This window comes from Ilumatobacter sp. (assembly GCF_965215205.1).
Lineage (GTDB): Bacteria > Actinomycetota > Acidimicrobiia > Acidimicrobiales > Ilumatobacteraceae > Ilumatobacter_A.
This window is the reverse complement of sequence record NZ_OZ244049.1, coordinates 2094190-2115212: the sequence shown is the minus strand read 5'-3', so window position 1 is coordinate 2115212 and position 21023 is coordinate 2094190. Positions and strand designations below refer to the sequence as shown.

Below are 21023 nucleotides of genomic sequence, written 5' to 3'. Positions count from 1 at the left end.
CGAGCAGGTCCGAGGCCGGCTGACGACCGTGCGTTGTCGCGCGCCTTCATGTTCGCATAATGAAGCTCGTAGGGATGTCAAGGCTGGATGGGTCTGCTGCACGGTTCGGTGACATCTGATCTGGCTTGCCCTCGAGGCGGGCCTGGAAGGATGTTGCTATGCCGAAGCCTTACCCGAAGGAGTTCCGCGACGATGTCGTGAGAGTCGCCCAGAACCGCGAAGAGGGGGTGACGTTGGAGCAGATCGCGAAGGACTTCGGGATCCACCCGATGACCCTGTCGAACTGGCTCTCCCAGTCCGCTGTCGACGCCGGCACCAAGCCCGGCAAGACCACAGCCGACAACGCCGAGCTACGCGAAGCGAACAAGCGCATTCGGCTCCTCGAGCAGGAGAACGAAGTGCTGCGCCGAGCGGCTGCGTATCTGTCTCAGGCGAACCTGCCGGGAAAAGGATCTACCCGCTCGTGACAGAGCTCGCTGCTGATGGGATCCCCGTCACGGTGACGTGTCGGGTGTTGAAGCTCTGCCGCCAGGACTACTACCGCTGGCGCCACGAGCCCGTCACCGACGCGCTGCTCGACGAAGCGCACCTCACCAACGCCCTCTTCGACGCCCATGTCGATGACCCGGAGTTCGGATATCGATTCCTGGCCGACGAAGTTCGAACCGCCGGCTTCGAGGTCGCCGACCGAACCGTGTGGCGAATCTGCCGCGACAACCAGTGGTGGTCAGTGTTTGGCAAGAAGAAGTCGAAGGTATCGAAGCCGGGCGCTCCTGCGCACGACGACCTGGTGAAGCGCGACTTCACCGCTGCCGGGCCTGACGAGTTGTGGCTGACCGACATCACCGAGCACTGGACGAGAGAAGGAAAGCTCTACCTGTGCGCGATCAAAGACGTCTGGTCGAACCGGATCGTTGGCTACTCGATCGACTCACGCATGAAGGCCCGCCTCGCCGTCCAGGCGATCGACAACGCAGCTGCGCGTCGAGGCGGTGACGTGGCCGGCTGCATTCTGCATTCCGACAGAGGATCGCAATTTCGCTCACGGAAAGCCCAGCAGGCGTTGATCCGTCACGGCATGGTCGGCTCGATGGGCCAAGTCGGCTCCGCCGGCGACAACGCCGCGATGGAATCGTTCTTCTCACTGCTCCAGAAGAACGTGCTGAACCGGCGCACCTGGACCACCCGAGAAGAGCTGCGGATCGAGATCGTGACCTGGATCGAACGCACCTACCACCGCCGCCGGCGACAGCCCCGCCTCGGCCGGTTGACCCCGATCGAATACGAGACCATCATGACCCCGACCGCCAAGGTCGCCTAACAAACGCCACCTGTCACCAGATCGTGCAGCAGACCCACACCGATGGATCGATCGTGGTGTCGGCACGACCTGATGCGAGGGCTCGTGGCCGCTGCGGACACTGCCATCGACGTTCGCCTCGCTACGACCGTGGTGATGGTCGTCGGCGGTGGCGGGCGTTGGACGCCGGCACGACGAAGGTGTTCATCGAAGCCGACGCACCCCGGGTGCGTTGCCGCACGCACGGACCGACGGTGGTGGCAGTGCCGTGGGCTCGTCATGGGGTCGGCCACACCCGCGACTTCGACGACTTGGCGGCGTGGCTGGCGGTGCGCACCTCGAAGTCCGCGACGTGTGAGTTGTTGCGGGTGGCGTGGCGCACCATCGGTGCGATCGTCACGCGGGTCAATGCAGATGTCGAGGCGCGTGTTGATCGTCTCGACGGGTTGCGACGGATCGGGATCGATGAGATCTCCTACAAGCGCGGACACCGCTACCTGATCGTCGTGGTCGATCACGACACCGGCCATCTGGTGTGGGTCGGCCCTGGCCGCACCGACGCCGACTTGGAGGTGTTCTTCGACGAACTCGGCAACGAACGCGCTGCGGAGTTGACCCACATCTCTGCGGACATGGCGGGCTGGATCGCCCGCGTCGTCGCCAAGCGAGCCCCGAACGCCGTGCGCTGCGCCGATGCGTTTCACGTCGTCGCGTGGGCCATCGAAGCGCTCGACGTCGAGCGTCGCCGAGCCTGGAACCAGGCATCGGGACGAAACGCGATCACGACCGTCATATCCCAGCGAGGACGCGCACGAGGCACCTCGCTCGGCATCGCACGCGCCCGCTACGCGCTCTGGAAGAACCCCGGCGATCTCACCGAGAACCAACGCGCCCAGCTCGACTGGATCGCCAAGATCGACCCTCGGCTCCATCGCGCTTACCTGCTCAAGGAAGGACTGCGGTTCGTGTTTGCCGTCAAGGGTGACGCCGGCAAGCACGCGCTCGACAGGTGGTTGTCGTGGGCGCGCCGGTCGCGAATGCCGGCCTTCGTCGAACTCGCCCGCAAGATCGTGAAGCACCGAGTGGCGATCGATCACGCCCTCGACTCCGGGCTCTCCAACGCCCTGATCGAGTCGACCAACACCAAGATTCGGCTCCTCACCCGCATCGCGTTCGGCTTCCACGGACCCGAACCCCTCATCGCCCTCGCCCTGCTCGCGCTTGGCAGCCACCCACCCGCCCTCCCAGGCCGAACCTGACCCACGGATACAGCAGAAGAGCGTCATATTGTCGCCCGCGACCAATCAGCGTTGGTCAGCGGCGCTTCTTGGCTTCAACACTCCCGTAGTAGAGCGCGATCACGACTGCAACGGTCAGGGCCAGTCCGATTGTGATCCACAGCATGTCGTCATCTTCCCGGCTGCGATCGCAGGTGTCGAGAACCGCATCGACTCCGTGGACTGTCGGAGCGCGATCATCGCCAGCATCGCTCTGCGCACACGGTGGAGTGTTGTGCACGCCGATGCCGTTCGACCCGTCCGGCTCACAGCGTGACTCAGCTGCGGTGGATGCCGATGTTGATGAGGCCCACCGTCGCCTGTCGGCCGTCGAGTTCGGCGTCGATCAGCGTGATGGCGGTGCCTTCGGCGACCGGGTCGCCGGCCACGCTGTCGGTGCCCCACGTCGTGTCGGGCGGTCCGTACTGTGCGTATTCTCCCTCTGCCATGACGCGTTCGGTGTAGGCCTCGTCGAAGTACAGCTGCGTGGTCAGCGTGTCGTCACCGTCGACGTACACCGTGGCGTGGATGTGGATGGTTCGGCTGTCGTACCAGCCGGGGTAGATCGTGTGGAACTCGACGATCCCGTCGTCTCCGGCGGTCTGGAGTCCGCGGCAGAAGTTCGTTCCGTCGGCTTCGTCCTTCCCTGAGCCACCGTCGACGTATTGTGAGTAGTCGCCGCTCGCGTCCGTGTGCCAGATCTCGACGGCTGCTCCAGGGATCGGCACGCAGTCGGCGTCGACGACGCGGATCGCGCAGCGGAACGGGCGTCCCGGGTAGCCGTCGGTGATGTCGCGTCGCTCGAGCAGCCCGGTCGTCGGGAACGGACCTCGTCCCGAGGCGGGTGTCCGCATGCAGGTGGGAACCGAGTCGAAGTCGGCTGCGGTCAGCGCGTCGGTCCACGACACCGACGGTGGGGTGATGGTCGTCGGCGGTGCGGTCGGCGCGGCCGGTGCGACACTACCGCCGCACGATGCGGCGGTCAGCGCTGCCGCCGAACCGAGCAGGAACATGCGACGGGTCGCCGTCTGGTGTGGGTGTTCTCGGTCGGTCATGTCAGCACCACGAGCTTTCCGGTTGCGACGTTCGATTCCATGTCGGTGTGAGCGGTCACGATGTCGTCGAACGCATACGTGTTGGAGATCGGTGCGGCCACCGAGCCGTCGGCGATGCCGTCGAGGAACTCCTGCAGCAGACCTGCGGGGAGGTCGGACGCATCACCGGCATAGGCGGTGAGCCGTACACCGTTCGGGAGGTACCCGATCGGGTAGAACTCGGGAACCACCCATTCGTTGGAGAGCATCCCGGCGAAACACACGACGCCGTGGACGCCCACGGAGGCGAGCGTGTCCGGCAGCGTCGGCGTGCCGACGAGTTCGAGCGCCACGTCGACGCCATCAGGCGCCACGTCGCGCACCCGGTCGGCGATGTCACCGTCGTCGATCACGACGTGATCGACACCGCCGCGTTGCATGTCGTCGCGCTTCGCGGGGTCGCGTGTGGTCGCCACCACGGTCAGGCCGCGTTGCTTCGCCAGGAGCGTCGTGGCCATGCCGACCGACGAGCTGCCGCCGCGCACGAGCAGGGTCTGGCCCGGCTGTGCGTCGAGGCCGACGGTCAGCACACCGTTGGCGGTCTGGAGCATCTCGGGGATCGCGCCGAGCGTCGCCCACGGGAGGTCGCTGGTGAACGAGATCACCTGACTCGCCGGCACGAGCGTGTACTGGGCGTAGCCGCCGTCGAAGGTGCGGCCCATGCCGCCCATCATCGCCACGACCTGCTGACCGGTCTCGAACTCGCCACCCGGTGCCTCGGCGACGACACCGGTCGCTTCGACTCCCGGCACCCGTGGGAAGGTCACGCCGTCGCCCAACCCGAGTCGGGTGTGCAGCTCGGAGCGGTTCAACCCGAACGCCTTCACCTCGACGAGCACCTGACCGGGCGCCGCGGTGGGGATCGGAAGGTCGCGGATCACGAGTACCTCGGGCGGCCCCGGTCCGTCGAGCACGACGGCTCGCATCGTTCGTCCGGTGGTCGCAGCGGTCATGCCGACACTCCCTGGGTCTGTCGTTCATCGGTGCCGATCGCCGCGTTCACGGCCGGCAGGATCTCGGTGGCGAGCAGTTCGATCGACCCGGCCGTCTCGGCGAAGGGAAGCCCACCGAGTCCGATCTGGGCGAGGAAGCGGTCATGGCCGAGGATCTCGCGCTCCCACAGGATCTTCTCGACGATCTCGGCGGGGCTGCCGACCATCAGGGCGCCGTGCGGTTCGGCCCACGCCTCGAATGCGGCCCGAGACAGCGTCCCGCTGCGGCCGCCCGGCATGTTGTTGCCGATGTAGTTGGCGTAGTACGGGTAGAAGGTGTCGCGAGCCTCCTGGGAACTCGATGCGGCGAAGAAGTGACTGGTCACGCCGGAGCGCAGCGACCCCGGGCCGCCGTCGGTCCGGTGGCCGGCGTCGGCGCCCGCCTGTCGGTACAGCTCGGCGAGTGGGGCGAAGCGTTCGGGTTGGCCGAGGATCGCGAAGTACACGGGGAGCCCCAGCCGGCCGGCTCGCACCACGCTGGAGGGGGTCCCACCGACGGCGATCCAAACCGGGATGCGGCCGTGGACGGGGCGGGGGTATACCTCGACCCGGTCGAGCGGGCCACGGTGCTTGCCGGTCCATGTGACCGTGGCGTCGGCGTTGAGAGATTCCAGCAGTCCGAGGTTCTCCTCGAACAGTTCGTCGTAGTCGCTCAGCTCCTTGCCGAACAGTGGGAACGATTCGGTGTAGGCGCCTCGGCCGGCCGTGATCTCGGCTCGGCCCTGCGAGATCAGGTCGACGGCGGTGAAGTCCTCAAAGACCTTCACCGGATCGGCGGTCGACAAGACCGTGACGGCGCTCGTGAGCTTGATCCGTTCGGTCGCCTGTGCAATCGCGGCGAGAACGACGGGCGGCGACGCAATGGGGCTCTACGCGGCTGAGCGTGGTGGGTGGCTTCGCAGTCGTGCGGTGGGGTGAGTGTGCCAGTCGACGCCTGCGTGGAGCAAGAGGCGGAGTCGGTAGTTGTCGAAGCTGGCGAAGCCGTGGCCGACTCGTTTGATCTTCTTGATCAGCAAGTTGATGCCCTCGGTCGGCCCGTTGGAGAGTCCGCCGGTGGTGTGGAACGCGAGGATCTCGGTCTCCCACGAACTGATTGTCTTGGCGAGGCGGACGAGTTCGCCGACCTCGGCGTCAGCCACGAACGTGTAGAAGACGTGGAGTCGTTGGCGGGCCTCAGCGAGGGTGCCGGCGGTGTAGATCTCCCGAACGAGTTCCTTGCCCAGCCAGGCTGCTCCGACCTCGCCGTAGCGGTCACCGACCAGTCCCGCCTCGACGCGTTCGAGCTGGCGTTCGGTGAGGCGTTCGTAGCCGCGTAGCAACAGTCGGCGAATGCCGTAGAGCGGATCACCGGTGCGGCCTCGGTGCCCGAGGGTGTCTTGTTGCACCCGTCTGCGCACGTCGTCAACAGCGCGGTTGGCGAGCCCGACAGCATGGAACCGGTCGACAACGACGACCACGTCGGGCAAGGTCGCGGTGAGCCCGTTGGCGTAACCGCGGTGCGGATCGAGAGCGACCTGGTCGATCCCGGCCAGCCAACCAGCGGGTTGTTGTGCGAGCCAGGAATCAACAGCAGCACCGGTCCGGTCCAACACGACGTCGAGGAGTCGCGGTCGGGCGAGGTCGACGAAACCAGTGATGTAGCTCGTGTGACCGCGATGCTTCGATGGCCGCTGGAACGCTGTCTCGTCCAGGCCGAGCTTGGTGACATGGCCGATTCGATCGGGGTCGTTGACGAGGCGTCGGCCGTGCACGTTGACGGCGTTCATCGCGCACGCCCAGCCGACACCGAAGTCGCGGCCGACCGCCGCGACCGAGTCGCCGTCCTCGCCGACCCGGCGACAGATCTCGAACCCGGCCCGCTCGGTCAGCGACGCCCGAGACGCGATCGCGTCGAGGGTCTCGGTCCACGTCACCGTCGCACACAGCGGCTCGCGGCAGCGCCAGATCCGCTTCACCCAAACGAGCACCGTCGCTCGTCCCCACGTCGCCAGATCGCGCACCCTGACACGCCGACGGCCGTGCGCTTTCGCGATCACTCCGCACGAGCGGCACCCGACCCGGTCGTTGGTTGTCTCGATCGTGATCGTCACCTCGACGCCGACCTCGACAGCGCAGATCCGCACACCAATCAGCCCGAGCAGCGCGTCCGCGTTGCTACCTTCAATCATCCCGTGGTCTCCTCGTCTCGCAGTTGTGGAAGACCGCAAGACTTGCGAGGCCACGGGACCTCAACAGTGGATGCTCAAGAAACCACCACCACGCTCAAGCGCGAAGAGCCCGCAATGGCGAAGTCGTGGCGATGGTGCTCGCCGACGCCGAACACGTCGAGACCGGCCTGATCGGCGAGTTCGGCGAGCGCGATGAACTCGCGCAGCCGGACCGACGGGTCGGCCGGCGCCGACGAACCGGGCGCTGCGGTCAATTCGCCGAACGTGAAGGCTCCGATCTCGAAGCGACGCCGGGTGGTGTCATCAGTGCCATCAGCGCTCATCGCACGCTCCGCTCCGCAAGCCAGGTGCCGAACGATCGAGCGGTGCCCGCGTCGATGGTGTGGCCGGTGTCGGTGACGACCTCGGTGAGGTCGGCACCGGACTCGTCTGCGAGATAGTCGCGTCCCTCGCGAGCGAGATCGATTGGGAGGACTTGATCGTTCGTCGAACGAGCGAGGAAGACCGGTGTGGATTCCAGGCGCCCGGAAACGTGCTCGCCGGCCACGACGCCGTGCAGCAGCGCCATCGCAGAGATCGCTCTCGGATCGTCGAGCACGACGGCGCTGGCGAACGCCGCTCCCCCGCTGAAGCCGACCAGTACGACCTCGCGGCCGTCAGCTTCGTCGTCGAGCCATGACCGGAACCACGCGATCGACTGCTCGAGCGAGGCTGGGTCGGGTCGGCCGATGCCGCGGTTGTCGAACCAGGTGAACGATCCGCCGAGGTCGATCGGTCCTCGCACGGTCACCCAATCCCACGCCGCAGGGACGAGTTCGGTGAGCGGGATCATCGACGTCTCGTCGGCGCCTCGGCCGTGCAGGAGGACGACGAGTGGGTGGCTTGATTCGTGCTGCTGTTTCGCCGTTCGTCGCACCAGCACCGGTGCAGTGTGAGCTGCGTTCATCGCTCCGCCGGCTTCGACAATTCGGCCGCCGTGCGACGACCGGTCCAGCGACGCTGTTCGGCGGCGAGGTCGATCGCCTCCACGGTTGCGGTGTGTTCCATCTCGCCCCAGTCGGCGCGGGGCAGCATCCACATGATCTCGAATTCGATGCCGTCGGGGTCGGCGCCGTAGACGCTCTTCGTGGCGCCGTGGCTCGACATCCCACCGAGTGCGCCTGCCTTCGCCAGGACGTCGCGTGCCTCGACGAGTTCGTCGATCGTGTCGACTTGCCATGCGAGGTGGTAGAGGCCGATTGCGCCGCGTTGTTTGGGTCCGCCCTGTCGACCGACCCCGAACAACCCGAGATCGTGATGGTTGCCGGAACGGGGCAGACGCAGGAAAGCAGCGTTGGCACCGGGCTCACGGGTCACGATCTGCATTCCGAACGTTTCCGTGTAGAACGTCACCGACCGGTTGAGGTCGGAGACGAACAATACGGCGTGGTTGATGCGGACGGGTGAGAAGCTCATGGTCGAGTCCTTCGTTGGGGGTCGGTCGAGGGGGTGGTGGTGATGTGGGGTCAGGCCTGATCGGCGAGCACGGCGGACACCTCGAACTCGAGGGTGACCTTGTCGCCGACGATGACGCCGCCGGTCTCCAACGGTGCGTTGAACGTGACGCCGAACTCTTCTCGGCTGATGGTGGTCGAACCGTCGAAGCCGATCCGCTTCATTCCGTAGAGGTCGGTGGCGGCACCGCCGTACTCGAACTCGATCTCCACGGGACGGGTGATGTCTTTGACCGTCAGGTCACCGACGACGGTGAAGTCGTCGCCGTTGCGCCGCACGGAGGTCGAGGCGAAGGTGATCTTCGGGAACTGCTCGGCGTCGAGGAAGTCGGCGGAGAGGACGTGGCCGTCGCGGTCGGCGTTGCGGGTGTCGAGGCTGGCGACGTCGATCTCGAGGGAGAGTTCGATGCTCGACGGATCGTTCAGGTCGAAGTGGCCGGACCCGGCGAACTCGTTGAACGAGCCGCGGACCTTGCTGATCATTGCGTGGCGGACGGCGAAGCCGATCCGGCTGTGCGTCGGATCGATGTTGTACGTGCCAGCGGCGGGGGTGGTGACGGTGGTTTCGGTGGTGCTCATGATGACTCCTTCGTTGCGGTCGGATCGACCGGTTGGTTGATGTTTCAACAACACTAGCGGAGGCATGTTGAAACGTCAACCACTTTCCAAGATCTCCGACGCGGCGTAGGGTGGGAGGCAATGAGCGGTACCGACGACGTCCCATGGCTCTCGCCACTTGAGGAGCGGGCGTGGCGCGGACTGCAGTTCATGCAGATGCGGCTCGACGCCGAGATCGGCGGGCGCCTGTCTGCGGATTCGCCGCTCTCCTATCAGGACTACATCGTGCTGATCGAACTCACGGATCGCGCCGACGGGCAGGTGCGCCAGTTCGAACTCGTGCGCGATCTCGGATGGGAGAAGAGTCGGCTCTCGCATCACGTGACGCGCATGGAGTCGCGCGGCCTCGTCGAGAAGCGCAAGTGCCCCTCAGATCGCCGCGGCGCCTTCGTCGGGATCACCCCTGCCGGTACCGCCGCCATCGAGGCGGCCGCACCGGGCCACCTCGAAGCGGTCCGCGACGCCTTCGTCGATCATCTCGACGAACACGAACTCGAGGTGTTCGCCACCGTGTGCGAACGCATCCTCGACAATCTCGACGACGCCCCCGACACCTGAGCCGCGCCGAACCGTTCGATTCGGGTCAGCTCATCTGGGTGAAATGCCCGATTGCGCTGACATGAAATTCCTGGCTGCCGTTGGTCATCACGGTGGCGCCGGCGCGCTTCGCCACCTGGATCGCAGCGAGCCCGACCCAGCCGGCTCCGGCCTGAACGAGCACGGTCTCACCCTGTCGGAGGCGACCGAGTTCGAAGAGGCAATCGTCCGCAGTGCCGAACGACTCAGCCCCGTTGCGCTGGTCCCGGTGGCTCGACGTCGGCGAGCCGTTCGATGAGGACGTCGACGATGTCGGGCGGCCACGGGAAGAACGGGCTGCCCGAGCGCTGATCGGCCAAGCCGTGTAGACCGAGCCACAGTGAGATCGAGGCGGTGCGCGGGTCGCACGCCTCGGCGGTGCGACCGCCGACCGATGCCAGCTCGGTGAAGCACTCGGTCAGCACGTCCAACGTGTCCTGACCGAGGTCGGTGAGGTCGCTCTCGGAGACGTCGCCGACCTCTACATCATCGACCGCCCACCACTGACCGCCGAACATCAATCGGTAGCGGGCGGTCTCCGTTTCGGCATAGTCCAGATACGCACGACTCACGGCCCGAATCCGTTCGGCCGGATCGGACGCAGCAGACTCTCGGGCAGTCCGGAGTTGCCGACCCAGATCCTCGAACGCCTCGCGTGTCACCGCGAGCAGGATGTCTCCGACGGTGTCGAAGTGGAGATAGATGGCCGGAGCCGAGACACCGGCGAGGCGGGCGATGCCCCGAAGTGTCAGGGAGTCCTTCGGGCTCGAGTGCTCAAGCAGTTCGGCGGCAGCGGCCATGATGTCTCGTTTCAGGAGCCCCCCTTCACCACGCTTGTTCCGCTTCTCGTTCCGAGGAGGATCGGACGTGCTGGAAGGCGCCATTTCTGCGAAATTTACCACGAACCCGGGCAGTCGAGCATGGTCCCCGTCGGCGTTGATCGACGTCCACGCCGACGGAGACACCAATGCTCGATGGTGTCCTCCTGCAGAAGCTCAGCTGGTGAGATCGATGTCGGCCGGCAGCCCCGACTGTTCGAGCACGTCGGGCAACGAGTAGTAGTCGTCGGTCTGCGCGATCAGATCGCCGTCGATCGCGTGGACCGTCCGAGCGTCGACAGAGAACGATTCGGGCGCGCCAGCGATCGAGCCGGAGAAGATCCACTGGACCTCGATCTCCTGGCCATCGGTCGTCGCGCTGACCAGTTCGACGTTCAGGTTCTCGATGCTGCTCGCCGTGATCGTGGCCCATTCGACCACTCCCCCGGCTCCCGTGAAGCTCGCGTCGAAGGCGTGATCGGTGTACGTCGCATCATCGGTGTACAGGGCGCCGAGTTGCTCGGGATCACCATTGTTCCAAGCGTCGGCCCACTCGACCACCGGGGCGGGGATCGCTGACTCCTCGGCGGACGGTTTGTCCGACGCCTGGGCTGGCTCGGTGTCGCCGCGGCTCACAGCGAAGACGACGGCCCCGACGACGCCTGCGGCGACCACGACGGCAATCGCCGTATTGCGGATGAGTGCTTTCGTGAACATGTCTGTTTCCTTTCGTTGGCTTCGTTCGGGCCCGGACGGGCCTCCACGAAGGTACTTTACAGCTGTAACTATACAGGAAGAAAGTGCACGCTCGACGAGTCTCGTCGTGACAAGCGTCGCACCGACATCGCCGACCGCATCCGGAGCGAGATGGGCGACCGTCCCGCGGTGACAGAACGCAAGATGTTCGACGGTCTGGCATTCATCCGCGTGGGGTCCGTCGACCGCTCCACACCGTCGCTGCTGTATCGCTCCCAAGACCCGCGATCGAGGTACTCACGATTCGTACAGCCCGGTCCGATCGGTTTCTGCGAGCAGCCACTCGTCGTCGAGGCGGAACTCCGTCGAGTCGTCCCGGCAGGATCGTACCGGCCCGCCGGCGACGCATCTGGCTCAGTACAGACCGAGCAGTCGGCCTGCGAGCACGAGGGCGCACACGAACATCACGCCTCGGATCAGGCGGTCTCCGCCGGCCACGGCGAGCCTCGCTCCAAACCATCCTCCGAGACTGAAGCCGACAGCGAGGACCAGGGCGGGGAGCCACCGGATCTGTCCGGCAGCGATGAACACGGGAAGTGCGATGGCCGTGACGGTCAGCGTGATGACGACCTTGATGTGGTTGGCCGTCACCAGGTCGTACCCGGCACGTCCGAGTGCTGCGAGCAGGACGAGGCCGACCCCGGCCTGGAATGCGCCACCATAGATCCCGATCGCGAAGAACACGACGACGGTGGTCGTGCGCGTCCACGGGGGGCGCTGCGTGTCGACGTTCGGTTTCTTCAACGACAGGATGATCAGCGGGATCATCAACAGCCCGAATGCGGTCTCGAACTGTTCGTCGGCGAGTCGGCTGATACCGATCGAACCGACCAGCGAGCCACCGATCACAGGAATCAGGATCGATGTCACGTGGCCGAGGCCGTCCACGCCCAAGCGTCGGAACGCCGCTGCCGAGGACAGATTCGACGTGAGGACTCCGACCCGGTTCGAGCCGTTCGCCGCCGCGCCGGGTACTCCGGCGACGACGAGCAGGGGCACCGTCAGGATCGATCCGCCGCCCGCCATGGCATTGATGCCGCCTGCGAAGACACCGCCCACGAGGAGCAGCACGAAGGTCCAGATGGTCAAGCGAGACGCTCGGTGTGGCGGACCGTGGGCGGCAGCGAGCGCCCGGATGGGCGTGATTCGGTCACGTCGACGGTTGCGAACGTCAGCGGAGATGGCACGCGACGATGTGTTCGTCCGAGTGTGCGAGCGGCTCCAGCGCGGGAGCGTCCTGGCACTGCTCGATCGCTTCGGGACAACGATGTCGGAAGACGCAACCGCCGATCTCTGCCCGCTCGACCGGAAGGGGCGTGGCGCGTCCTGCTTCGCCGGGGATCGAGTCGAGGAGTAGTCGGGTGTACGGGTGGGCAGGTCGTTCGAAGATGTCGTCGACCGGCGCCTCCTCGCACACCGCGCCGTGGTACATCACGAGCACCCGGTCGCTGACCGCTCGTACGACGGCGAGGTCGTGGGAGATGAAGATCATGGTGAGTTCGAATTGGTCGCGCAGGTTGGCCAACAGATTCAGGATCTGCGCCTGGACCGACACGTCGAGCGCCGAGACCGCTTCGTCGCACAGGAGCACGTCGGGCGTCAGCGCCATGGCGCGCGCGATCGCGACGCGTTGGCACTGCCCTCCGGAGAGTTGGGCCGGGCGTTTGTCGCCGTGGACCAGTGGGTCGAGTCCGACCAGTTCCAACAGTTCATTCACACGGGCGCGCCTGTCACCTTCTTCGCCGACGTCGTGGCGCTTTAGCGGGAGTTCCACGCTCTCGGCGACCGTTCGTCGCGGGTTGAGCGATGAGATCGGATCCTGGAAGATCATCTGCACCTGCGACCAGTAGGCCGCCTGCAACGTGTTCGTGGCTTGGGTCGGCGACAGGTCGAGGACCGAGAGATGGTCGGCCTGCGACGGGATGATGCCCATCAGGGCGTTCGCCACGGTCGACTTCCCGCTCCCCGATTCACCGACGAGGCCGAGGACCTGCCCGCGCTCCACGTCGAATGAGATGGAGTCGACCGCCGTGACGGCGTTCTTTCCTCGCCCGTAGGTGACGGTCAGGTTGCGAGCGGACACGGCGGGCGAAAGGACCGAGCCTGTCACGTCACTCATTCTCGGCTCCCGTCGTTGAGATCGGGTGCCAGCATCGCACCCGGTGATGTTCGTCGCCCGGCAACACCGTCAAGGCCGGCACCGCCTCACACGCCTCGTCGCCATGACGGCACCGCGGAGCGAATCTGCAACCCGACGACGTCTCCGACGGCGAAGGCGGGCGACCTGCGATGGTGTCGAGACGACGGCCACGATCGCCGGTCAAGGACGGCCGACTGGCGAGCAGTGCAGCCGTGTAGCGCATTCGCGGTCGTTCGAGCAAGGTGTGTGCCGAGCCGTGTTCCACCAGCTGACCCGCGTACATCACCGCGACGTCGTCGGCGATGTCGGCGATGACGCCGAGGTCGTGAGACACGATGACCATGGCGAGTTCGCTGCTGCGTCGCTGTCGTGCCAGCAGTTCGAGGATCTGCGCCTGCACGGTGACGTCGAGTGCGGTGGTCGGTTCGTCGGCCAGTACCACGGACGGGTCCCGAATCAACGCGATGGCGATGGCGATTCGCTGCCTCATCCCGCCCGACAGCTGATGGGGGTAGCTTCGACGGCAACGTGGCGGATCGACGATGCCCAACTGTTCGAGCAGCTCGTCGACGCGCCGTCGGCGTTCCCTGCGGTTCATCGTCGTGTGCACGACGAGTGGTTCTTCGACCTGATTCCCGATGCGCTGCACCGGGTTGAGCGAGGTCATCGGGTCCTGGAAGACCACCGCCATCTCGTTCGCCCACAGCTGTCGGCGCAGCCCGATCGGTGCTCCGACGAGTTCTTGGCCTCGATACTGCACGGAACCGCTCACCTCGACGTTGTCGGGGTGCAGCCCGAGAATCGCACGGAGCAGCATCGACTTTCCCGATCCCGACTCGCCGACCACGCCGAGGGTGCACCCCGGCCGAAGCGCGAGGTCGACGTGATCGACGACGCGCACCACCCCACGCGCCGTTGCGATGTCGACCGACACGTCCGCAAGCCGCAGGATCGAACCGTCCCCGTTGAGGTTCACGTTGCGACCGGTTCGCTGCATTCACGCAATCCTAATCGCTTTAACATTACGACTTCAAGACTGAATTCACCGTGTACGACACTGCTTGTTGGCAATCGGCCCTTGCGCAACCTTCCGTGAAGATCCATAATGCCACTGCTATTGCGTTACGGTGTCGAATCCGCGATGCCGCGATCGAACCATTCGGGGGAAACATGTCCACTCTCAGTACTCGGGGTCACACCATCGCAGGGTTGGTTGCAGTCGCAGCGCTCGCCGCCTCTGCATGCGGGTCGTCCGACGACGCCGCCTCACCTACCAACAGTGAAAGTCCTGTCGAGCCTGCGATCTCCGCCGACTCCACGGATCCATCGGCCACAACGCTGGCGACGGCTGGGGAGCCCGTACGCGGTGGTCGCCTGGTCGTGGGTCTCGAAGGCGAGACCCAGGATGCCTGGGTGCCGTCCGCCGTCCAGTGCGCAGTGTCGTGCGGAACGGTGTTGCGTTCGGTGCTCGAACCGCTCGCCGTTCGCAATGCGGACGGCGAGATCGAGCCGTACCTCGCCGAGTCGATCGAGCCGACCGACGACTTCACGACGTGGACGATCACGACCCGCACCGGCCTCACCTTCCACGACGGGACGCCGTTCGACGCCGATGCCGTCGTCGACAATCTGCTCCGTCAATCGGCGTCGCCGACCGGCGGGCTGCGCCTGCTTGACGTCGAGAAGATCGACGATGTCCCCGCCATCGTCGCCGTCGACGACACCACGGTCGAGGTGACCATGTCACGACCGTGGTCGGACTTCGACGCACAGCTCACGACCATCATCGGCATCATCGGATCGCCGACATGGCTGGCTGCGGCCGACGCCGATCCCTCCGTGGGCGCCCAACCGGTCGGCACCGGCCCGTTCGTGTTCGATTCCTACACGCCCGGCGAGTCCTATGTCGGAACTCGCAACGAGGACTACTGGCGCGACGGCACCGACGGAGAGCCCTTGCCCTACCTGGACGAAGTGGAGTTCCGACCGATCGACGACGGGCTCGCTCGAGCCAATGCGCTTCGAGCAGGCGACATCGACATCGCAATGGTCGACGACGGCGAGACCATCCTCGACTTCCGCGACGACGACTCCGTGTCCTCGCTCGAACAGACCGCAGGCGGCGAGACCTTCTATCTGCTCCTCCACAGCGGTCAGGAAGACTCCCCGCTGAACAACCGCGACGTGCGCTGCGCACTCGTCGCGGCGACGGACACCGCACAGATCTCCGACGTCGTCGCATTCGGAGCGCTCGAGGTCGCGAACGGCCCGTTCTCTCCCGGACAGCCCGGCCACCTGGACGACAACGGCAACGCCGGATACGAGCCCGACGTCGCCGCCCAACTCGTCGCGGACTACGAAGCCGAGAACGGACCGCTGTCGCTCACCTACACCATCGCCAACGATTCCTCCGCTCGCACGCAGGCGCAGTTGGTCCAACAGACATGGCAGGACGCCGGCATCGACGTCGAGATCCGCGAAGTCGACATCGGCACCATGATCAACGACGCCATCTTCGGAGCGGACGAATTCGAGGTCATCAGCTTCCGCTTCCACGGCGGCTACGCCCTCGACGAGCAGTACATCGCATGGCACTCGTCGGTCGCCGCACCGGCCGGGAGCCCGTCGTTCAACTTCGGGCGACTTCGTGACCCCGAACTCGATGTGCTGCTCGACGCGAACCGCCAGACCGACGACCCGGCCGAGAAGGAGCAGATCGCCCAGGACGCCAACCGCCGGATGGCCGAGCAGTGTTGGATGGTTCCCACGCAGTGGACGACGTGGGCGCTGGCCTCGGATCCCGACCTCACCGGCCTCGAGTCCGACGTCACTCCGGCAGGATCGCCGATGCTCGTCAGCCAGGAGACTCCCGGAGTGATCCCCGTCGCCTCACTGTGGTGGGAGGCGTGACACGTCAGGATCTTCTCGGACGACTCGCCCGCCTCCCCTTGGTCCTGCTCTTCGTGACGGCGCTGACGTTCGTGCTGCTGCGTCTCCTCCCCGGAGACGCGGCGGTGAACGTCGCCGGCCGATCGGCCAACGCCGAGCAGATCGAGGCGGTCCGTTCAGAACTGCGCCTCGACGAGTCGATTCCCACACAGTTCGCCGTGTGGGTCTCGAATCTCGTCCGAGGCGACCTCGGCGATTCGTTCTTCTTCAATTCATCGGTGACGTCACTGATCGGTGCCCGCCTCGGGACGTCGGCGATGCTCATGGCGTACTCGATGATCGTCGCTCTGGTCATCGCGATCCCACTCGGATTGCGAGCCGGAAGTCGCGAGGCCTCCCGGTTCGACAGGAGCGCCTCGACGGCGGTCACCCTCGTGCAGGCGATACCGAACTACGTGCTCGGCATCGTCTTCGTCGCCATCTTCGCCGTCCGGCTCGGTTGGTTGCCGGCGTTGTACAGCGAACACAGCATCTTCGAGGACCCGGTCGAGCATCTCCGCTCGGTCGCACTCCCCGTCCTCACCTTGGCCGGCCCGCAACTCGCTGTGTACATGCGACTCCTGCGCGCCGACGTCGCCTCGACGATGCGGTCCGATTTCGTCACCGTCGCCCGTTCCAAGGGGATCACCGAACGACGACTGCTCGTGCGACACGTGCTCCCGTCGTCGATGTTCTCACTGATCACGATCGCCGGGGTCAACATCGGAGCGCTGATCGGAGCGACCGTCATCGTCGAACGCATCTTCTCGATTCCGGGGATGGGCAGCTTGACCGTCGACGCGATCGTCAGTCGGGACTTCCAGACCGTCCAGGGAGCCGTCATCGTCTTCGCACTCGTCTTCGTCGTCGCGACGTTGGCAATCGACGTCATCTACGGGGTGTTCGACCCGCGGGTCCGACATGGCTGACACCGCGGCCCCCGTCTCGCCGATGGTCGAGGCCGCCGCGGCGGCCGGTGGCGGAGCACCCCCTCCCCCGCGTCGCCGCCGGCGACCGACGCTGTTCGCGCTGGCGTGCGGTTGGTTCGTGCTGCTCGTCGCGCTCGCCGCGCTCGCCGACGTGCTCCCGTTCGTGTCGGACTTCGATGAGATCGTCGACGCCCCGCGTCAGGCGCCGAGCTGGGATCACTGGTTCGGCACCGACCGCCTGGGACGTGACGTGTTCGCCCGTTCGATCTACGGCGCTCGGCTCTCGCTGATCCTCGCCGGGTCGGCGGTCGTGTGCGGGCTCGGCATCGGTGGGACCCTCGGCCTAATCGCGGGCTACGTGCGCGGATTCGCCGACTCGGCGATCTCCACGGTCGTCGAGATCCTGCTGTCGATCCCGGCGTTGATCCTCGCCTTGGCGATCACCAGCTTCCTCGGCAACGGCGCGCCGCAGGTCGTGTTGGCCCTGACACTGCTGTCGATCGCTCCCACGGCCCGCCTCGTTCGAGCGCTCACGCTGCAGTGGTCGACACGCGAGTTCGTCACGGCGGCACGGATGAGCGGATCGAATCGACGTCAGGTGATCCTGTCGGAGATCCTCCCCAATGTCGCACCGGCCACGCTGTCGTTCACGGTCCTCGGGGTGGCCCTCTTGATCATCGCCGAAGGCGCACTTGCGTTCCTCGGCCAGAGCGTCTCGCTCCCGAATCCGACGTGGGGCTTCATGATCGCCGAAGGCGCGCCCAACCTCGACGATGCGTGGTGGATGGCGCTGCTGCCATCGGCTGCGTTGTTCATCACCATCGTGTCGCTCAACACGCTGAGCGACCACATCAGCAAGGGGTTGTCCGTTGGCCCGGCCGACTGACGACCCACCTCGATCCGGCGCCGGACCACACCGCTGCACAACGCCATGAAAGGCTCACGATGACCGACACCCCGCACAGCGAGACCCGAGACGTCGACGTCGTCATCGTCGGTGGCGGCCCCGTCGGGCTGTCGTCGGCCGTTCTGATGGAACGATTCGGGCTGAAGTACGTCCTGATCGAGAAGTCGGAGACGACGACGACGCATCCCAAGGCACGCGGGACGTGGCCGCGCACGATGGAACTGTTCCGGCAGTGGGGCGTCGAGGACGCGGTGCGACGGCGTGGCATCGCCGACGACGCCGACGTGTTCGCCTTCGTCGAGAGCGTCACCGGCCACGAGTTCGGCCGGACCCGACCCGAAGAGGACATCGGACAGACTCCTGCGTGGAAGTGCATCTGCTCCCAGGACGTCGTGGAGGAGGAGTTGTTTCGACTCTCGACCACGTTCGTCGGCGGCGAGATCTTGTTCTCCACCGAGTTCGTCGAGCTCTCCGACGACGGCGACGGCGTCGTCGTCACGGCAAGGTCCACCTCGACGGGTGACGTGACCCGCTGGCGGGCGAAGTACGTGATCGCCGCCGATGGCGCCGGCAGCCCGGTTCGTCGCCAACTCGACATCTCGATGAACGGGCCGTCACAACTCGCAACGGTCGCCAACGACTACTGGCAGGGCGACCTGTCGCACGTGCCCCGTTCGTCGTCGGTCGCCGGGTACCGGGTGATGTCCACGATCGGGGACGTCCCGTCGGCGTCGATCCTGAACACCAACGGACGCGACAAGTGGCTCACCCTCATGGGGATCCCCGACGCCGACCCCGACGCCCGGGTCGCTCCGTGGTCCGACGAGACCGTCATCGACCATGCTCGCCACTACACCGGCATCGCCGACCTCGACGTGTCCGTCATCAACCGCAGCGTGTGGCGGATGTCGCGCCAGGTCGCGAAGACCTTCAAGAAGGGACGGGTGTTCCTCGTCGGTGACGCCGCTCACCGGTTCCCACCCAACGGTGGGTTCGGGATGAACTCGGGCATCCAGGACGCCCACAACCTGGCGTGGAAGCTCGCGTTCGTGCTGTCCGGTCGCGCCGAGCCTGCGCTGCTCGACACCTACGACACCGAACGCCGCCCGGTTGCGGAGTCGAATGCCGACTTCAGTTTCGGGAACTTCATGCGCTTCATCGAGACCGACCATGCGTTCGCGGCGCGCAATCCCGACCAGATCCGGTTCTGGATCAAGGACACCGAGAACCACCTCCACAGCGCCGGACAGGGTCTGGGGTTCAGCTACGACGACGGCGCCCTCGTCCCCGACGGCACCATCAAGGTCGCGCACCGGCCACGCTTCTACGAACCGTCGGATCGACCCGGCGGCCGTTTCCCGCACCTCTGGCTCGACCTCGCCTACACCCGATCGACGATCGACTGGTTCGACCGCGACTTCGTGCTGGTGGTCGGTCCGAACGCCGACGACTGGAAGGAAGCAGCGCCACAGGCGTCGAAGACGTGCGGCGTGAACATCGAGGTCCGTCAACTCGAACGCGCCGACGAGCGAGACGGCATCCACATGGGACTCAACGGCGCGGTCCTCGTGCGACCCGATGGCCACGTTGCGTTCCGGATGCCGTGGACGCCATCGGACCCGACGACCGAACTCATCGACACCCTCGGCAGCGTCTTGCGACTGTCGAACCACTGAAAGAACCACTGAACGACCACCGAACGAAAGTGAACCGCACCATGCAACACGTCACCGGACTCAACCACTACACCATCACCTGTCGCACCGAGGATCTCGAAAGCCTCCGCGATTTCTACACGTCCGTCCTCGGCCTCGTCGACGGCTCTCGCCCCGACTTCGGCTTCGACGGGAACTGGTTGTACGCCGACGACCAGCCGATCGTGCATCTTGCGGCGCTGCGTGAGGACCAGCCGCCCGCCACGACCGGCCCGCTCGAACACTTGGCGTTCAGCGGTTCGGACCTGCAACGCACGCTGCAACATCTTGACGACCTGTCGATCGATTACGAACAGGCTCCGGTGCCCGAACGCGACCTGTGGCAGGTGTTCGTGCGCGACCCTCTGAACATCCGCATCGAACTCACCTTTCCCACCGCGCCGTCAGCCTCGTGACCACGCAGGACCTGGGGATCGGCGTCACCGTCGGGTACGACGACGTCGGCAGCGACAACGGCCACGGCGACGCGATCATCCTGTTCCACGGACTGCAGGGTGGGCGGCGGATGCTCGACCGCTTCGCCGCCGAACTGTCGACGTCGCTGCGGGTCCTCAACGTCGACCAGCGCGACAGCGGCGAGACCACCAACCCCGCAGATCCCTACGACGTGGCGACGCTCGCCGACGATGCGGCGGCTCTCCTCGCCGAACTGGACATCGAACGCACCCACCTCTTCGGCACGTCGTTCGGCGGGCGGGTCGCCCAGGCGTTCGCGCTCCGACACCCCCATCTCGTCGACCGCCTGGTGCTCATGGCCACCTGGCCGATGCCGGATTCGCTCCTCGACGTCAACCCCGCCGGACTCGCCCGCCTCCTCGACATCCAGAGCCGCATGCCGGCATCGGCGAACGAGCTGGCCGAGTTCTTCGTTCCCGCAGCCCATCTCGAGGCGCACCCCGACACACGCGCCGAGATGCTCTCCATGTCCGGCGACCCCGAGCGCGCCGCACGACGGACCGCAGCGGCCGGCACCCACCATGGCGCCGCAAGCGACATCTCCGCTCGCACCCTCGTCGTCGCCGGAAGTGAAGACCCGTTGATCCCTCCCGATGTCGGCCGTCATCTCGCAACACTTATCGCTCACGCAGAGGTCGAGGTTCTCGACGGGATCGGCCACTCGGGAACGCAGCAGGACCCGGCGCTCGTCGCTCGCCTCGTCACCGACTTCGTCGGAGCTGCCTAACCGGTGCGCGGCCCGGTGCGCGGCGCCAGACCCACATCTGCTCGCTATCGTTCGGAGCCGACGTCCGGACCTCCGAAGGGATCGATGAGTACCGACACCACCGAAAGCACCACACCTCGTCGTCGACTC

At 66.0% G+C, this 21023-nt stretch carries 22 protein-coding genes and 1 pseudogene; 9 read left to right on the top strand and 14 right to left on the bottom strand.

Translation table 11 applies throughout. The annotated features are described in order from the left end of the window. Nucleotides 1-158: 158 nt before the first annotated feature. Nucleotides 159-1321 (top strand): IS3 family transposase gene (locus ACOOHC_RS09920; RefSeq protein WP_420450242.1). Its coding sequence is split into 2 segments (ribosomal slippage): nt 159-443 and nt 446-1321, totalling 1161 coding nucleotides; the frame shifts between segments, so codons are not numbered across the junction. A gap of 20 nt (nt 1322-1341) precedes the next feature. Continuing rightward, nucleotides 1342-2559, top strand: a complete 1218-nt coding sequence (locus tag ACOOHC_RS09915) for an ISL3 family transposase (RefSeq protein ID WP_420453787.1) — start codon at nt 1342-1344, stop codon at nt 2557-2559. Nucleotides 2560-2855: 296 nt separating this feature from the next. Here ACOOHC_RS09915 and ACOOHC_RS09910 read toward each other — a convergent pair whose 3' ends face one another. The 8 genes from ACOOHC_RS09910 to ACOOHC_RS09875 all read right to left on the bottom strand — a co-directional run bounded on the left by ACOOHC_RS09910 (nt 2856) and on the right by ACOOHC_RS09875 (nt 8903). After that, nucleotides 2856-3590: a protocatechuate dioxygenase gene (locus ACOOHC_RS09910; protein ID WP_420450241.1), complete on the bottom strand. Its 735-nt coding sequence runs from the start codon at nt 3588-3590 to the stop codon at nt 2856-2858. 38 nt (nt 3591-3628) lie between these two features. After that, nucleotides 3629-4597, bottom strand: coding sequence for a zinc-binding alcohol dehydrogenase family protein (locus ACOOHC_RS09905; RefSeq protein ID WP_420453786.1), 969 nt, complete (start codon nt 4595-4597; stop codon nt 3629-3631). Between the two features lie 23 nt (nt 4598-4620). Beyond that, complete coding sequence (locus tag ACOOHC_RS09900; protein ID WP_420453785.1) at nt 4621-5526, bottom strand: LLM class flavin-dependent oxidoreductase; 906 nt, start codon at nt 5524-5526, stop codon at nt 4621-4623. A 6-nt stretch (nt 5527-5532) separates the two neighbouring features. Beyond that, nucleotides 5533-6831, bottom strand: coding sequence for an ISL3 family transposase (locus ACOOHC_RS09895; protein ID WP_420450218.1), 1299 nt, complete (start codon nt 6829-6831; stop codon nt 5533-5535). 74 nt (nt 6832-6905) lie between these two features. Then, complete coding sequence (locus ACOOHC_RS09890) at nt 6906-7154, bottom strand: hypothetical protein (protein ID WP_420450240.1); 249 nt, start codon at nt 7152-7154, stop codon at nt 6906-6908. Continuing rightward, the gene (locus tag ACOOHC_RS09885) at nt 7151-7753 is read right to left on the bottom strand and encodes an alpha/beta hydrolase (protein ID WP_420450239.1); all 603 of its coding nucleotides are present in this window, start codon (nt 7751-7753) and stop codon (nt 7151-7153) included. Before ACOOHC_RS09885 ends, ACOOHC_RS09890 begins: the two co-directional genes overlap by 4 nt. Before the next feature lie 20 nt (nt 7754-7773). Continuing rightward, entirely contained in the window at nt 7774-8286 is a 513-nt protein-coding gene (locus ACOOHC_RS09880; protein WP_420450238.1) for a VOC family protein, read from the bottom strand. Nucleotides 8287-8336: 50 nt separating this feature from the next. Further along, entirely contained in the window at nt 8337-8903 is a 567-nt protein-coding gene (locus ACOOHC_RS09875) for a YceI family protein (protein WP_420450237.1), read from the bottom strand. A 120-nt stretch (nt 8904-9023) separates the two neighbouring features. On the opposite strand from ACOOHC_RS09875, the gene ACOOHC_RS09870 reads away from it, so the two are divergent. Further along, nucleotides 9024-9500 (top strand): MarR family winged helix-turn-helix transcriptional regulator, encoded by a 477-nt coding sequence (locus tag ACOOHC_RS09870; RefSeq protein ID WP_420450236.1) that lies wholly within the window; start codon nt 9024-9026, stop codon nt 9498-9500. Between the two features lie 73 nt (nt 9501-9573). Here the strand turns inward: ACOOHC_RS09870 and ACOOHC_RS09865 are convergent. From ACOOHC_RS09865 to ACOOHC_RS09840, 6 genes and pseudogenes are all read right to left on the bottom strand, one after another. Further along, nucleotides 9574-9723: pseudogene (locus ACOOHC_RS09865) on the bottom strand (zinc-binding alcohol dehydrogenase family protein); the annotation flags it as partial. Between the two features lies 1 nt (nt 9724). Next, nucleotides 9725-10483, bottom strand: a complete 759-nt coding sequence (locus tag ACOOHC_RS09860; protein WP_420450235.1) for a TetR/AcrR family transcriptional regulator — start codon at nt 10481-10483, stop codon at nt 9725-9727. A gap of 30 nt (nt 10484-10513) precedes the next feature. Continuing rightward, complete coding sequence (locus ACOOHC_RS09855; RefSeq protein WP_420450234.1) at nt 10514-11053, bottom strand: nuclear transport factor 2 family protein; 540 nt, start codon at nt 11051-11053, stop codon at nt 10514-10516. 393 nt (nt 11054-11446) lie between these two features. Next, on the bottom strand, nt 11447-12181 hold the full coding sequence (locus ACOOHC_RS09850; protein WP_420450233.1) for a sulfite exporter TauE/SafE family protein: 735 nt from the start codon (nt 12179-12181) through the stop codon (nt 11447-11449). Between the two features lie 82 nt (nt 12182-12263). Beyond that, on the bottom strand, nt 12264-13202 hold the full coding sequence (locus ACOOHC_RS09845) for an ABC transporter ATP-binding protein (RefSeq protein ID WP_420450232.1): 939 nt from the start codon (nt 13200-13202) through the stop codon (nt 12264-12266). Between the two features lies 1 nt (nt 13203). Then, nucleotides 13204-14166, bottom strand: a complete 963-nt coding sequence (locus ACOOHC_RS09840; protein ID WP_420450231.1) for an ABC transporter ATP-binding protein — start codon at nt 14164-14166, stop codon at nt 13204-13206. A 275-nt stretch (nt 14167-14441) separates the two neighbouring features. Here ACOOHC_RS09840 and ACOOHC_RS09835 point away from each other — a divergent pair, with 275 nt between their 5' ends. From ACOOHC_RS09835 to ACOOHC_RS09810, 6 genes are read left to right on the top strand one after another with little or no spacing between them, the layout of a single operon-like run. After that, the gene (locus tag ACOOHC_RS09835; RefSeq protein ID WP_420450230.1) at nt 14442-16142 is read left to right on the top strand and encodes an ABC transporter substrate-binding protein; all 1701 of its coding nucleotides are present in this window, start codon (nt 14442-14444) and stop codon (nt 16140-16142) included. Next, entirely contained in the window at nt 16139-17089 is a 951-nt protein-coding gene (locus ACOOHC_RS09830) for an ABC transporter permease (RefSeq protein WP_420450229.1), read from the top strand. The genes ACOOHC_RS09835 and ACOOHC_RS09830 overlap by 4 nt, the downstream gene beginning before the upstream one ends. Continuing rightward, nucleotides 17082-17975: an ABC transporter permease gene (locus ACOOHC_RS09825; RefSeq protein ID WP_420450228.1), complete on the top strand. Its 894-nt coding sequence runs from the start codon at nt 17082-17084 to the stop codon at nt 17973-17975. The genes ACOOHC_RS09830 and ACOOHC_RS09825 overlap by 8 nt, the downstream gene beginning before the upstream one ends. A gap of 59 nt (nt 17976-18034) precedes the next feature. Continuing rightward, complete coding sequence (locus tag ACOOHC_RS09820; RefSeq protein WP_420450227.1) at nt 18035-19672, top strand: FAD-dependent monooxygenase; 1638 nt, start codon at nt 18035-18037, stop codon at nt 19670-19672. Between the two features lie 29 nt (nt 19673-19701). Further along, on the top strand, nt 19702-20106 hold the full coding sequence (locus ACOOHC_RS09815; RefSeq protein ID WP_420450226.1) for a VOC family protein: 405 nt from the start codon (nt 19702-19704) through the stop codon (nt 20104-20106). Next, nucleotides 20103-20894, top strand: a complete 792-nt coding sequence (locus tag ACOOHC_RS09810) for an alpha/beta fold hydrolase (protein ID WP_420450225.1) — start codon at nt 20103-20105, stop codon at nt 20892-20894. Before ACOOHC_RS09815 ends, ACOOHC_RS09810 begins: the two co-directional genes overlap by 4 nt. Nucleotides 20895-21023 lie beyond the last annotated feature (129 nt).